Genomic DNA, 12,732 nt, shown 5'->3' with positions numbered 1-12,732 from the left:
GCGGCTCCTGCTCGACTGGGTGTCCCAGCCGAGGCTAGTCCGGGGTGGTCGTCACGGCCCCGTGCCCGGCCGACAGAGCCTGCGGCTGCTGCTGCGGCTGCCGGCGGGACCGGGCTGAAGAGCGCCACCAGCGGGGCTGTCGGAGCCCGTGCGTACCGTGACGCGGGTGGCCCGCTACGTCGTCGACGCCCCGACCCTGCTGCACCTGGTCGGCACGGGTGTGCTCGTCGACCCGAGCCAGCGCCTCGTGGCGCCCAACGCCGTCCGGACCCAGGCCCTGACCCTGCTGCTGGGCGCCGTCGAGCGTGGCGAGCTGACCGAGGTCGACGCGATGGACCAGCACGAGGCCATGACCGCCCTGAAGATCCGGCTGCTGGGCGACCGGGTGTCCCGGCGCACCGCCTGGCGGATCGCGAGGGAGCAGGGATGGGACTCCCTCGAGCACGCCGAGTACCTGGCGGTGGCCCGGCTGCAGGCGGACGCCCTGGTCACCGTCGACCCGGCCATGGCGGCCCGCGCCGAGGGCCTGGTGCCGCTGGCGCCGGTCTCGGTGCTCGGGCGCCCGGACGAGGCGGACTGACCGCCCCGACCGGGACGCTTCCTCCTCAGTCGGTGCCCGACTCCATGGCGGCGCGGTCCAGGGCCGCGTCCTCCTCAGACACCTTCCCGCGCGACGCGATGGCCTCGGCCCCGCCCGCGGTCAGGGACCCGATCAGGCCGGTGCCGGCCGTCACCGGCGCCCCCGCGGCCGCCGGCTGCGCCCCGCCCACCATGCCCAGCGCGGCGTACTGCTCGAGCTTGGCCCGGGAGTCGGCGATGTCGAGGTTGCGCATGGTCAGCTGGCCGATCCGGTCGACGGGGCCGAACGCCGAGTCGCCGGTGCGCTCCATAGACAGCTTGTCCGGGTGGTAGCTGAACGAGGTGCCGGAGGTGTCGAGGATCGAGTAGTCCTCGCCGCGACGTAGCCGCAGCGTCACCTCCCCGGTGACGGCCATGCCGACCCAGCGCTGCAGCGACTCGCGCAGCATCAGCGACTGCGGGTCCAGCCAGCGACCCTCGTACATCAGCCGGCCGAGGCGCCGGCCCTCGTTGTGGTAGCTGGCGACCGTGTCCTCGTTGTGGATGGCCGCGACCAGCCGCTCGTAGGCCACGTGCAGCAGCGCCATGCCCGGGGCCTCGTAGATTCCGCGGCTCTTGGCCTCGATGATCCGGTTCTCGATCTGGTCGGACATGCCCAGCCCGTGCCGGCCGCCGACCGCGTTGGCCTGCATGACCAGGTCGACCGGCGAGGCGAACGTCTGCCCGTTGATCGACACCGGGCGACCCTGGGCGAAGCCGATGGTCACGTCCTCCGGGGCGATGTCGACCGTCGGGTCCCAGTGGGCCACGCCCATGATCGGCGAGACGGTCTCCATGCTCGCGTCCAGGTGCTCCAGCGCCTTGGCCTCGTGCGTGGCGCCCCAGATGTTGGCGTCGGTGGAGTACGCCTTCTCGGTGCTGTCGCGGTAGGGCAGGTCGTGGGCCTGCAGCCACTCCGACATCTCCTTGCGCCCACCCAGCTCGTGGACGAAGTCCGCGTCCAGCCAGGGCTTGTAGATGCGCAGCGACGGGTTGGCCAGCAGGCCGTAGCGGTAGAACCGCTCGATGTCGTTGCCCTTGTAGGTCGAGCCGTCGCCCCAGATCTGCACGTCGTCCTCGAGCATCGCCCGCACCAGCAGGGTGCCCGTGACCGCGCGGCCCAGCGGGGTGGTGTTGAAGTAGGTGCGACCGCCGGAGCGGATGTGGAACGCCCCGCACGTCAGCGCGGCGAACCCCTCCTCCACCAGCGCCTCGCGGCAGTCGACCAGGCGGGCCACCTCGGCGCCGTAGGCGGTGGCACGGCCCGGGACCGACTCGATGTCGTCCTCGTCGTACTGGCCCAGGTGGGCGGTGTACGTGCAGGGCACCGCGCCCTTGTCGCGCATCCAGGCCACGGCCACGGAGGTGTCGAGGCCGCCGGAGAAGGCGATGCCGACGCGTTCGCCGACGGGGAGGGAGTTCAGCACCTTGGACATGAGGAGCAGTATCCAGGTCCATGCATAGATATGCAAAACCTGCTCAGGGGTGCGTGGGGTCCGCCCGGTACCGGTCGGCGGCCTCCGACACGCGACGCCAGTAGGCCGCCCACCACTCGGCGTCGCCGCCGGGCAGGTTCGGCGCCTCGGCCCGCATCCCGGCGGTCCCGTCGAGCTCCTCGCGCAGGATGTCGAGGTGCCCGGCGTGACGGTGCGTCTCCGCGATCAGGTGGATCAGGACGCGGTGCAGGGTCACCGGGTTGGCCTCGGGCGGCCACCACGGCACGTGGCCGAGGGCGTCGAGGTCCAGCGCCGCCACGGTCACGTCCGAGGCCGCCCACACCCGCCGGTAGAGACCCACCACGTCCTCGCGCGACTCCGAGGCGGCGGCGTACATGTCGGAGTTGGGCTCGGCGTCGTCCGACATCCAGGGCAGGGGCTCCGGGAACGGCCGCCCGAACACCGAGCCGAGATACCCCGCCTCCGTCCCGGCCAGGTGCTTGACGACCCCCAGCAGGTTGGTCCCGGTCGGGGTGAGCGGCCGTCGGGCGTCGTGCTCGGACACCCCCTCCAGCTTCCAGAGGGCGGCCTCCCGGCCGGCCTGCAGGTAGCGCAGCAGCACGACCTCGGTCGTGGGGACCCCGCTCACCAGACGTCCACCGCGTCCACCTCGGCGAAGAACGTGGCCCGGGTCAGGGTGACGTCGTTCCAGCCCTCGGCCAGCACGACCGGGTGGGTGACGGTGGTCCAGTTGCCCCAGCGGGTGTGCCAGTACGTCACCGTCCCGGCGTCCCGCCCGGCCACCGTGACGTCGTGGGTGGCCTCCACCGGGTAGCCCCCGCGGTCGGAACCGTTGGCGAACCGGATGCCCAGGGTGGCCGGCCCCGCCCGTTCGGCCCGCACGCGCACCGTGACGGAGCTGGTCGGCAGGTCCAGCCCGCCCACGACCGAGCCACCGGAGGCGCCGGCGTCGGGGCGCACCCGGGCGTCGACGACGACCCCGGCCTCGGCCTCGTACCGGACGGCGTCACCGGGCACCGTGGGCGGCGTGGTGAGCGCGGGCGCACGTTCCCGGTCCGCGGCCAGCAGGTCGAGCGCGTCCACCTCGACGAAGCCCTCGACCCTGGTCAGGGTGACGGTGTTCCAGCCCGCCCGCAGCCGGACGTGCTGGGTCACGGTCTGCCAGTTGCCCCACGTGGTGTGGGCGTAGGTGACGGTGCCGACCGTCCGCCCGCCGATGCTCATGCGGTGCACCGCGGGCCGCGCGCGCCCCTGGTCGTCGAGGGTGCCGTTGGCGAAGCGGACGGCCAGGGTGGCGGGACCGGTGCGCTCGGCGTGCACCTGGAACGTGACCGAGCTGCTCGGCTCGTCCAGCCCACCCACCGCGGCCCCGCCGGACGCGCTCGCGTCCGGGACGACCCGGGCGTCCCGGATCACGGCGTCCTCGGCCTGGTACCGCGTCGGGGCCAGCGCGACGTGCGGGACGCCGTCGGCGGGCAGGTCGAGCCGGCTGTCGTACATGGCCCGGTAGCTGTAGGTCGGGTCCCAGCCGTGGAACACGATCCGCAGCCCACCGTCGGGCCCTTCGACGACGTCCTGGCCCCCCGGGCCGCGTACCCCGCCCTGCAGCAGGTCGGTCGTCAGCAGCTCGGCGTCGCCGCGGGTCCACGGCCCCGTCAGCGCGGGCGCCGTCGCGTACCCGGTCCGGTAGCCGCCGCCCGCGAAGTCGTTCGCGGAGTAGAACAGGTAGTACGTGCCGTCGCGCTCGACGACGGTCGGGGCCTCGACCACGGCGCCCTCCCACGGCTCGGTGTTGCGCAGCAGCTCCACCGGCTGTCCGGTCAGCGTGGTCCCGTCGGCCGACAGCTCCTGCGCGAACAGGATGGCGGCACGGTCGCAGCAGTTGCCGTCGGCCTTCCACAGCAGCCACAGCCGACCGTCCTCGGCGAAGGTGGCGGCGTCGATCGCGCCACCGAGGTCGGGCGGGTCCAGCGCGGTCGGGCAGACCAGCGGGTCCTCCCCCACCGGGACGAACGGCCCGTCCGGGGTGTCGGCCAGCGACAACCCGATGCACTGCCGCTGCGAGGCCCGGTCGCGCGCGGTGTAGTACAGCGCGTACCCGCCCTCGACCTCAGTGACCTCCGGGGCCCAGACGCAGCGGTCCGTCGCCCCGCCGGGGGCGAAGCTGCACTCCCCCACCCAGGCCCCCAGCTGCGGCGCGGCGTCGGGACGCTCCGTCCAGCTCAGCAGGTCCGTGGACGTCCGGTGCTGCACGTTCCGGCCCCCCGAGTTGGTCGCGTACGCGTGATAGACGCCGTCGACGCGGACCACGTCGGGGTCGGGGAAGTTGGCGTCGACCACCGGTGCGGGTGACGACGGGAACCGGGGCCCGACCCCGTCCGGACCGACCGCGGCGCCCGCCGGCACGAGCAGGGCCACCAGCGCGAGCACGAGCCCCCAGGCCAGCCCCGCGACGACGCCGTTGCGGCGCCTGCGGACGGTCCGGACGGACGGCGTGACCGCGGCGACGACCGGGTGGGGCCCCCGGTGAGGCGTTCCGGGCGTTACGGGAGCTCCGGGCGTGCTGCGGCCGAACGACGGCGTCGTCGTCATGCGGGGACCCTTCGCCGATCCGGGCGTGCGGTGGGACCCGGACGTTACCGACGAATCGGACGCGCGGCCATCATCTGCGCAGGTCGCGGTAGTACTGCTGCATGGCCGGGTAGTAGTGCCGGTCCCAGTCGACGGCCGCGACGTCCTGGTCGGACATGTCGGCGGCCAGCCGGTCGAGGTAGTACTCCCACCCCGGCCCGACGCTGTCGACCGGGACGCCCCCGGCCGTGGACTGGGCGAAGGTCAACGTGGTGACGTCACCGGTCTGGGCAAGGCTCAGGTCCCAGTGCCACTCGGCGTCGTCGCCGTCGGTGCGGACCGTGGCCCGCAACCGGTGGGGCGGCGAGCACTCGTGGATGGTCACGGGCTCGGGCCCGGCGTCCTCGCCCTCCGCCGTCATCCGGAACACCACCTCGCCGGAGGTCGGGTCGCCGGTCCACGTCCCGATCCAGCGCTGCAGGCGGGCCGGCTCGGTCACCGCCGCCCAGACGTCGTCGACGGGGGCACGGAACGACCGCTCGAGGACGACGGCCTCCCCGAACTCGCGGTCCTCCAGGCGGCCGGTGGGTCGTGGGCTCATGCGCTCTCCTGGTGCTCGGCGGGTCGGGTGCGTTCGGGGTGATCGGACGTGTCGGTGCGGTCGGGGTGGCCGGTGGCCTGACTGCTCCCGGCCCGTTCGCGCACGGTCCGGCGCACCTCGGTGTCGAGCGCGAGCAGCTGCTCCTCGGTGACGGGTGCCGCGCGACGCGGCCCGGCGGCCCGGAGCTCCGTCAGGAACCGGTGCACCGGCTCGACCCCCTCCTCGCGCAGCCGGAACCAGCGCTCCCGGCCGACGCTGGACGCCTCGACCAGACCGGCCTGGGCCAGCACCCGCAGGTGACGGCTGACCGCGGGCCGGCTGATGCCGTGCCCGGCCACCAGGTCGCCGGCGCGCCGGGGGCCGGACGTCAGGCGCCGCAGCAGGTCCCGCCGGACCGGGTCCGCGAGCCCGTCGAAGACGTCCACGCCAACATGTAACCACAGCGTTACGGGTCGGGGGAAGCGGTCAGCGTCCCCCGACCGGGCGCGGCGGGGCCAGCACGCCGGCCATGAGCACCAGCAGCAGGGCGGACAGCGGCACCGCCGTGAGCGCCGCCCGCTCCCCGAAGGCGTCGGCGACCACGCCCAGCGCGAGCGGGGCCACCGTCACCACGACCCGCAGCACCGTGCTGGCCAGGGTGAGCCCGGTGCCCGGCCGCAGCCCCGGCACCTCGTCGGCCCGGCGCATCGCCGACGGGATCACGGTGCCGATGCCCAGCCCGACCAGCGCGAAGGCCACCACCGTGCCGGTCACCTGGACCTGGTCGGCCAGGGCGAGGCCGGTCCCCATGGCGACCAGCGCGAGCAGACCGCCGACCCGGGCGACGGCGACGTCTCCCCACCGGGTGACCGCCGGGTCCCCCAGCAGCCGGCCCACGAACTGCGCGCCCTGCAGCGCCACGAAGCCCAGCCCGGCCGCGCCGGCGCCCGCGGCCAGGTCCCCGCGCAGGTACAGCGCGCTCCAGGTCGCGGTCGTCTCCTCCATCAGCTGGGCGGAGGAGGCCACCAGCCCCAGCGCCACCAGCAGGGGCAGAGCCGCCGACCAGGTCGAGGCGGTCTCGCGCCGCCGGCCGGCCCTCGACCCCGGCGCGCCGTCCGCCGGGCCTGCGGCGACCGCCCCGGGTGCGGCCACCGGGGCGACGTCCCGGTCCGGACCGGGCAGCAGCCGGCGGTAGGCCAGCAGGCCCACCGCGGCCACCAGCGCGCCCGCCACGGGCAGGTGGACCTGCACCGGCACGTCGAGGGCGGCCGCGAGGCTGCCCAGCGACCCGCCGAGCACGGCGCCCACGCTCCACATCGCGTGCATGGTGTTGAGCACGGAGCGGCCCAGCAGCCGCTCCACCCGCAGGCCGTGGGTGTTCTCGGCCACGTCGGCGACCGCGTCGACGGCCCCGGCCAGCAGCAGGGCGCCCGCCAGCACCAGCCACGTGCCCGCCACCCCGACCAGGGCCAGGTTGGCCGAGGCCAGCAGGACCGCACCCAGCGCGACCCGGGCGGAACCGAACCGGTGCACCAGGACGCCCCCGGTCAGCCCGAGCACGAGGGCGCCGACGCCGTAGGCCGCGACCGCCCCGCCCAGCTCGGTGCGGCTCAGGTCCAGCCGCGCCACCAGGTCGGGGTAGCGGGGCACGACGTTGGCGATGAGGGCGCCGTTGGTCAGGAACAGCGTCCCGACCGCCCACCGCGCCCGCTGCACCCGGGGGTCGCGGCCCGCGGCCCCGCTCACCCGCGGGTCCGGCGCAGCCACCACAACCCGAGGAACGGCAGGAACAGCGGGATCAGCAGGTAGCCGAGGCCGTAGTCGGACCAGACGGTCGGCTCGGGGAAGTGCTCGGGGCGCAGCAGGCTGAACGTCCCGACGACCAGCACCCCGACGGCCTCGAACGACACGGCCGCCCACGCGAGCCGCCGGGCCCAGCCGCGGTCCACCACCAGGGCGAGGGTCGCGACGACGTAGACCACCGCCGCCGCCGCCGACAGCCCGTAGGCCAGCGGGGCCTCGTCGTACTTGGTGAGGATCTGGAACAGGGCGCGGCTGGTGGCACCGACGGCGAACACGGCGTAGAGCGTGACGAGCACCTTGCCGAAGCCGCTGCGCGTGGCCCGCGCCCCGGTCCGGACCGGCCGTGACGGGGCGCTCACGACGCACCTACCCTGGCGACATGGCGGAGCACAGCAACCCCACGTCGGTCCACGACCTCGCCGACTGCGAGTACGTGCTGCTGACCACGTACACCCAGGACGGGCGGGCCAAGCCGACCCCGGTGTGGGCGGCCCGTGACGGCGACGCCCTGGTCGCGGTGAGCGACGCGGACGCGTGGAAGGTCCGCCGGGTGCGCCACCAGCCGCAGGTGACCCTGTCGGCCTGCGACGTGCGCGGCAACCCGCGCGGCGGACCGGTCGAGGGGGTGGCCGTGGTCGTCGACGGCGACCTGGTGCGTCGGGTGGAGGCCGCCCTGCGGCGCAAGTACGGCTGGAAGATGGCGCTGCTCGACCTGGGGTCCCGGTTCCGGCCGCGGGCGGCACCCCGGGCGGGTCTGGTCGTGCGCGACCTGCCCGCCGCCTGAGGACACCGGCTCAGCCACCGGGGCCCCCGATCTGCACCCCGCCGCGCCAGACGTCCCACAGCCGCAGCACCATGGCCGCCACGGTGAACGCGGCCACGGCGACGACGGCCGACGACCAGCGGTCCCGCTCGGCGGAGGCCCACCACACCGCCAGCGGCAGCACGCAGACCACGGTGGCCAGGTACGACACGAACAGCACGGTCGAGCCGACCGGTCCGCTCCCGGTGGCCATGAGCACCACGGCCACCGCCGCCTGCCCGAGCAGCAGCAGCTCCAGGCCGGCGCCGGTCCACAGCATCGCCCGACCGGGGGCCCGGCCGCGCCGGGCGGCCACCAGGCCCCAGACCGTCAGGACGGTCGCCCCGACCGACAGCACCAGGACGACGGCATCGATCACGGCCCCAGTATCTCCGGGTGGCGACCCCGGCCGGTCGCCGGGTGATCCCGGCGGGCCGCTGCGGCCGGGCCCGCCGCCACGGTGCGGCACGTGAGCGACGACGCGCCCGCACCGCTGCCCCTGCCCCTGCCCCAGGAGCAGGCCGTGGCGTGGCTCACCGGTCGGGTCGGGGACCTGGTGGCGCAGCGCGAGGCCGGCCGGCCGGTGCTCGTCCTGCTGGACGGGCGCAGCGGCAGCGGCAAGACCACGCTGGCCCGGCGACTCACCCGGGCCCTCCGGGAGGCGGGTTGGTCGGTGACGGTGCTCCACCTCGACCACGTCTACCCCGGCTGGGACGGCCTGGCCGCGGCCAGCCGCCTGGTCGGTGAGCAGCTGCTGCCGCTCCTGCGGGACGGCCGACCCGCGACGTACCCGGCGTGGAGCTGGGTGCGGGACCGGCCCGGCCCCGACGTCACCGTCACCCCCGCGCGGGTCGTCCTGATCGAGGGCGTGGGTGCGGGCAGCCGCGCCGCGCGGGCCTGCGCGGACCTGCTGGTGTGGCTGGAGGCGCCCGAGGCGGTCCGGCACGACCGCGCGATGGCGCGGGACGGCGACGGGTACGCGCCGCACTGGCGGCGCTGGGCCGACCAGGAGGAGCAGTACCTGGCCCACGAGGGTCCGGCCGGCGCCGCCGACGTGGTGGTCCGCACGGCGGGAAACCCGTCGTGCGGTGTCGGTGCCGCCCCCTAGCCTCGCGGGCGTGACCGACACCTCCGGCCTGCCCATCCAGTCCCCCGACGTCGAGACCGACGACCTGCGCGCGTGGCGCAACACCTTCGCCACCGTCTTCGCGATGCGCGAGGCGACCGAGGAGGAGGTCGACGCGGTCCGTGCCCTCTACCGGGAGCAGCGCCTGACCGGGGTGCGGGACGACGGCCGGTGGGTGGCCACCTTCCGGACCTGGGCCGGCGACAGCACGGTCCCCGGGGGCGCCCTGACCGGTCACGACCCCGACGACACCCGCACGGTGGCCACGGACCTGGTCAGCTCGGTCTGCGTGGCCCCTACCCACCGCCGCCGCGGCCTGCTGCGGCGGCTGATGACCGACAGCCTGCGCCACGCCGCGGAGTCCGGCGCGGTCGTGTCGAGCCTGTTCGCCAGCGAGGCCGCCATCTACGGCCGCTTCGGCTACGGCGTCGCCACCCGGGCGCAGGACCTGACCGCCGACACCCGGGCCGCCCGTGACTGGCCGGCCGGCGTCCCGGTCGCCGCCGGCACCGTCCGGCTGTCCGACGACGACGAGATCGCCGCCCTCGGCCCTGGGCTGTTCGACCGGGCCCGGCGCCACATGCCCGGTGCCGTGGGCCGCAACGACGTCAGCTGGCTGCGGGCCCTGGAGCGCGTGGCCCCCACCCCCAAGCCGGACGGGCCCCGGATGCGCGCGGTGCACGTCGCCCCCGACGGCACCGTGGACGGCTACGTCCGGCTGCGCCTGGAGATGGTGTGGACCGACGGCGCCCCCCGCAACAAGGCCACGGCGCAGGACCTGGTCGGCACCACGCCGGCGGTCGTGGCGTCCCTGCTCCGCTTCTGCACCGACCTGGACCTGGTCACCACGCTCGTGCTGCCCGACCGGGGGCACGGTGAGCTCCTGGCCCACCTGCCGCTGGACACCCGCGCCGTCCGCGTGACCGCCAGCAACGACGGGCACTGGTGGCGGGTCCTGGACGCGCCGGCGGCCCTGGGCGCACGCAGCTGGTCGGCGCCGGGCGAGGTGGTGCTCGAGGTGGTCGACCCCGACGGCTACGCCGCGGGCCGGTGGGCCGTCGCGGCCGACGGCAGCGGCCGGGCGGAGGTGACGGCGACCACCCGGTCCGCCGACGTCACGCTGCCGGTGCAGACCCTGCCGGCCGTGCTGACGGGTGTCCTCGACCTGCCGCTGCTGCACTCCGCCGGCCGGCTGGACGAGCACACCCCCGGCGGCGTCCGCCGGCTGGATGCCATGTCCCGGGTGAGCCCGGTCTCGCTGGGCACCCTGCAGGGCTTCTGACAGGCTTCGGCCATGGCCCCGTCCACGCCCCAGGCGCCCGAGCCCGCACCCGGACGACGTCGCGGCGCGCTGGCCTCGCTGCTGGCGGCGGTGCTCGTGGTCGGCGTCGGGCTGTGGTTCACGCTGCGACGTCGGGACCCGGCGCTGCCCGCCTTCGTCGACGAGGCGCGGCCGAGCACCGGTACGGGCACGACGTCCCGGCCCGTCCCCGCACAGTCGCCTGACGCTGCCGTTCCCGAAGCGGCCGAGGCGTCGGCGGGCACGCCGGTGCCTGCCGCCGCGCCGTCCGTCGCCCCGGCGGCCGCTGAGCCCGAGCCGTCCCTCGCCGCGCCCGAGCCGACTGCCGTCCCCGAGCCGCCCGACGCCTCCGTGCGCACCGGTGAGGACCTGCTGCGGGTGCAGGGCATCGGCCGCCGCAGCGCCGACGCACTCGTGGCGGCCGGCATCGACTCCCTGGCCGTGCTCGCGACCAGCGACGACGCGGCGGTCCTCGCCGCCCTGGAAGCCGCCGGGCTGCGCCGCTCCCCCACGCTGTCCAGCTGGGCGGCCCAGGCGCGGCGGCTCTCCCAGGCCTGACGCAGGGCCCGCTCGAGGCCCGGTCGGGCCCGTCCCGGACCACGTGACCCGCGCGGGATCGGTCAGGTCCTGCCTCCGGCCCCGATCTTTGGAAGGCTAGGGGCCATGTGCGGCATCTGTGGAGAAGTCACCTTCGACGGGACGCGGGCGGACGTGGCCGCCGTGTCACGGATGACCGACGTCATGACCCCCCGGGGTCCGGACGGCTCGGGGGTCTGGTCCCAGGGCCAAGTCGCCTTCGGTCACCGTCGGCTCAAGATCGTCGACCTGTCCGAGTGCGGCGCCCAGCCCATGGTCGACAACGACCTCGGCCTGTCCATCGTGTTCAACGGGATGATCTACAACTACCGCGAGCTGCGCACCGAGCTCGAGGGCCTGGGCCACCGGTTCTTCTCGACCTCCGACACCGAGGTCGTCCTCAAGGGCTACGCCGAGTGGGGCCCGTCCTGGGTGGAGCGGCTGCTCGGCATGTTCGCCTGCGTCATCAGCCACCGGGACACCGGCCGGGTCGTCGTCGCCCGCGACCGCCTCGGCATCAAGCCGCTCTACCTGTCGGAGGGCACCGGCGGCGCCCGTCGGCTGCGCTTCGCCTCCACGGTGCCCGCCCTGCTGGCCGGCGGCGACGTGGACACCAGCATCGACCCGGTCGCGCTGCACCACTACCTGTCCTGGCACGCGGTCGTCCCCGCGCCGTACACGATCCTCAACGGCGTCCGGAAGATGCCGCCGGCCACGGTGCGCACCTACGAGCGCGACGGCAGCCACACCGACGTCCGCTACTGGAGCCCGGCCTACGAGCGCCTGCCCGAGCACGAGGGCATGAGCTTCGAGGACTGGACCGACGCCACGCTGGACAGCCTGCGCACCGCGGTCAAGCGGCGCATGGTGGCCGACGTGCCCGTCGGCGTCCTGCTGTCCGGCGGTGTCGACTCCAGCCTGGTCGTCGGTCTGCTGGCCGAGCAGGGCCAGGCCGGCCTGGCCACGTTCAGCATCGGCTTCGACGCCGTGGCCGGGCGCGAGGGCGACGAGTTCGTCTACTCCGACATGGTCTCCGAGCGCTTCGGCACCGACCACCACCGGCTCCGGGTCGGCTCCGACGAGCTCGTCGGGTCGATCGAGCACGCCGTGGCCAACATGTCCGAGCCCATGGTCAGCCACGACGTCGTCGCGTTCGACCTGCTCAGCCGCGAGGTGTCCAAGCACATCAAGGTCGTGCAGTCCGGCCAGGGCGCCGACGAGGTGTTCGCGGGCTACCACTGGTACCCGCCGCTGGACGGGCTGCGCGTCGAGGACGCCCCCGACGCCTACGCCAAGGCCTTCTTCGACCGCGACCACGCCGAGATGGCCCGCGTCGTCAGCCCCGAGGTCTACGCCGCGATGAGCGCGCACGACCCCGCGGGCCCGTCCTACGCCTACGTCCGCGACCACCTGACGCAGGGCCGGGCCGACACCGCCGTGGACGCCGCGCTGCGCCTGGACACCGAGGTCATGCTGGTCGACGACCCGGTCAAGCGGGTCGACAACATGACGATGGCCTGGGGCCTGGAGGCCCGGGTGCCGTTCCTGGACCACGAGCTGGTCGAGCTCGCCGCCCGGATCCCGCCGGAGCACAAGCTGGCCGACGGCGGCAAGGGCGTCCTCAAGGCGGCCGCCCGGCGCGTCGTGCCCCGTGAGGTCATCGACCGGCCCAAGGGCTACTTCCCGGTGCCGGCCATCACCCACCTGCAGGGCAAGGTGCTCGACGTCGTCCGCGACGCCCTGCTCGCGCCGGCCGCCCGGCAGCGAGGGCTGTTCGCCGACGACTACGTCCAGCAGCTGCTGCGCGAGCCCAACTCGGGCCTGACCCCGCTGCGGGGCAACAAGCTTTGGCAGCTGGGCCTGCTCGAGTGGTGGCTGCAGTCGCACGAGGTGGGTTGA

The 12,732-nt window shown here is 75.0% G+C and carries 14 protein-coding genes; 6 read left to right on the top strand and 8 right to left on the bottom strand.

The features are described from left to right. The first annotated feature begins 166 nt into the window (after nucleotides 1-166). The gene (locus tag SJY06_RS13565) at nucleotides 167-580 is read left to right on the top strand and encodes a hypothetical protein (RefSeq protein ID WP_380168069.1); all 414 of its coding nucleotides are present in this window, start codon (nucleotides 167-169) and stop codon (nucleotides 578-580) included. A gap of 25 nt (nucleotides 581-605) precedes the next feature. Here the strand turns inward: SJY06_RS13565 and argG are convergent, their stop codons facing one another. The 7 genes from argG to SJY06_RS13530 all read right to left on the bottom strand — a co-directional run bounded on the left by argG (nucleotide 606) and on the right by SJY06_RS13530 (nucleotide 7,388). Then, nucleotides 606-2,054, bottom strand: coding sequence for an argininosuccinate synthase (argG, locus tag SJY06_RS13560; protein ID WP_380168068.1), 1,449 nt, complete (start codon nucleotides 2,052-2,054; stop codon nucleotides 606-608). A 43-nt stretch (nucleotides 2,055-2,097) separates the two neighbouring features. Continuing rightward, nucleotides 2,098-2,703: a DinB family protein gene (locus tag SJY06_RS13555; protein WP_380168067.1), complete on the bottom strand. Its 606-nt coding sequence runs from the start codon at nucleotides 2,701-2,703 to the stop codon at nucleotides 2,098-2,100. Then, a complete protein-coding gene (locus tag SJY06_RS13550) occupies nucleotides 2,700-4,667 on the bottom strand; it encodes a family 43 glycosylhydrolase (RefSeq protein ID WP_380168066.1) in 1,968 nt (655 codons plus the stop codon). The genes SJY06_RS13555 and SJY06_RS13550 overlap by 4 nt, the downstream gene beginning before the upstream one ends. 70 nt (nucleotides 4,668-4,737) lie before the next feature. After that, a complete protein-coding gene (locus SJY06_RS13545) occupies nucleotides 4,738-5,247 on the bottom strand; it encodes an SRPBCC domain-containing protein (protein ID WP_380168065.1) in 510 nt (169 codons plus the stop codon). Next, nucleotides 5,244-5,672: an ArsR/SmtB family transcription factor gene (locus tag SJY06_RS13540; RefSeq protein WP_380168064.1), complete on the bottom strand. Its 429-nt coding sequence runs from the start codon at nucleotides 5,670-5,672 to the stop codon at nucleotides 5,244-5,246. Before SJY06_RS13540 ends, SJY06_RS13545 begins: the two co-directional genes overlap by 4 nt. Before the next feature lie 40 nt (nucleotides 5,673-5,712). Further along, nucleotides 5,713-6,972: an MFS transporter gene (locus SJY06_RS13535; protein ID WP_380168063.1), complete on the bottom strand. Its 1,260-nt coding sequence runs from the start codon at nucleotides 6,970-6,972 to the stop codon at nucleotides 5,713-5,715. Continuing rightward, nucleotides 6,969-7,388, bottom strand: a complete 420-nt coding sequence (locus tag SJY06_RS13530) for a hypothetical protein (protein ID WP_380168062.1) — start codon at nucleotides 7,386-7,388, stop codon at nucleotides 6,969-6,971. The genes SJY06_RS13535 and SJY06_RS13530 overlap by 4 nt, the downstream gene beginning before the upstream one ends. 20 nt (nucleotides 7,389-7,408) lie before the next feature. On the opposite strand from SJY06_RS13530, the gene SJY06_RS13525 reads away from it, so the two are divergent. Further along, complete coding sequence (locus SJY06_RS13525; protein WP_380168061.1) at nucleotides 7,409-7,813, top strand: PPOX class F420-dependent oxidoreductase; 405 nt, start codon at nucleotides 7,409-7,411, stop codon at nucleotides 7,811-7,813. 10 nt (nucleotides 7,814-7,823) lie between these two features. On the opposite strand, the gene SJY06_RS13520 is transcribed toward SJY06_RS13525, so the two are convergent. Next, a complete protein-coding gene (locus SJY06_RS13520) occupies nucleotides 7,824-8,210 on the bottom strand; it encodes a hypothetical protein (protein ID WP_380168060.1) in 387 nt (128 codons plus the stop codon). Between the two features lie 90 nt (nucleotides 8,211-8,300). Between SJY06_RS13520 and SJY06_RS13515 the strand changes: the two genes are divergently transcribed. From SJY06_RS13515 to SJY06_RS13500, 4 genes are all read left to right on the top strand, one after another. Beyond that, nucleotides 8,301-8,939 carry an AAA family ATPase gene (locus SJY06_RS13515; RefSeq protein WP_380168059.1) on the top strand — a complete coding sequence of 213 codons (639 nt, stop codon included), beginning with the start codon at nucleotides 8,301-8,303 and terminating at the stop codon, nucleotides 8,937-8,939. A gap of 10 nt (nucleotides 8,940-8,949) precedes the next feature. Then, nucleotides 8,950-10,239: a GNAT family N-acetyltransferase gene (locus SJY06_RS13510; RefSeq protein WP_380168058.1), complete on the top strand. Its 1,290-nt coding sequence runs from the start codon at nucleotides 8,950-8,952 to the stop codon at nucleotides 10,237-10,239. A gap of 12 nt (nucleotides 10,240-10,251) precedes the next feature. Continuing rightward, a complete protein-coding gene (locus SJY06_RS13505) occupies nucleotides 10,252-10,815 on the top strand; it encodes a hypothetical protein (protein WP_380168057.1) in 564 nt (187 codons plus the stop codon). Nucleotides 10,816-10,920: 105 nt separating this feature from the next. Beyond that, entirely contained in the window at nucleotides 10,921-12,732 is a 1,812-nt protein-coding gene (locus SJY06_RS13500) for an N-acetylglutaminylglutamine amidotransferase (protein WP_380168056.1), read from the top strand.

This window comes from Jannaschia sp. R86511, assembly GCF_042466345.1.
Classification (GTDB): domain Bacteria; phylum Actinomycetota; class Actinomycetes; order Actinomycetales; family JBBAYJ01; genus Aquipuribacter.
The sequence above is the reverse complement of the archived record's forward strand: the minus strand, read 5'-3'. Positions and strand labels throughout refer to the sequence as shown.

What these genes read in the sequence shown, in the direction of transcription:
- argG (WP_380168068.1), bottom strand. Translation starts at nt 2,054, where the DNA reads ATGTCCAAGGTGCTGAACTCCCTCCCCGTCGGCGAACGCGTCGGCATC.
- SJY06_RS13550 (WP_380168066.1), bottom strand. Translation starts at nt 4,667, where the DNA reads ATGACGACGACGCCGTCGTTCGGCCGCAGCACGCCCGGAGCTCCCGTA.
- SJY06_RS13545 (WP_380168065.1), bottom strand. Translation starts at nt 5,247, where the DNA reads ATGAGCCCACGACCCACCGGCCGCCTGGAGGACCGCGAGTTCGGGGAG.
- SJY06_RS13525 (WP_380168061.1), top strand. Translation starts at nt 7,409, where the DNA reads ATGGCGGAGCACAGCAACCCCACGTCGGTCCACGACCTCGCCGACTGC.
- SJY06_RS13505 (WP_380168057.1), top strand. Translation starts at nt 10,252, where the DNA reads ATGGCCCCGTCCACGCCCCAGGCGCCCGAGCCCGCACCCGGACGACGT.
- SJY06_RS13500 (WP_380168056.1), top strand. Translation starts at nt 10,921, where the DNA reads ATGTGCGGCATCTGTGGAGAAGTCACCTTCGACGGGACGCGGGCGGAC.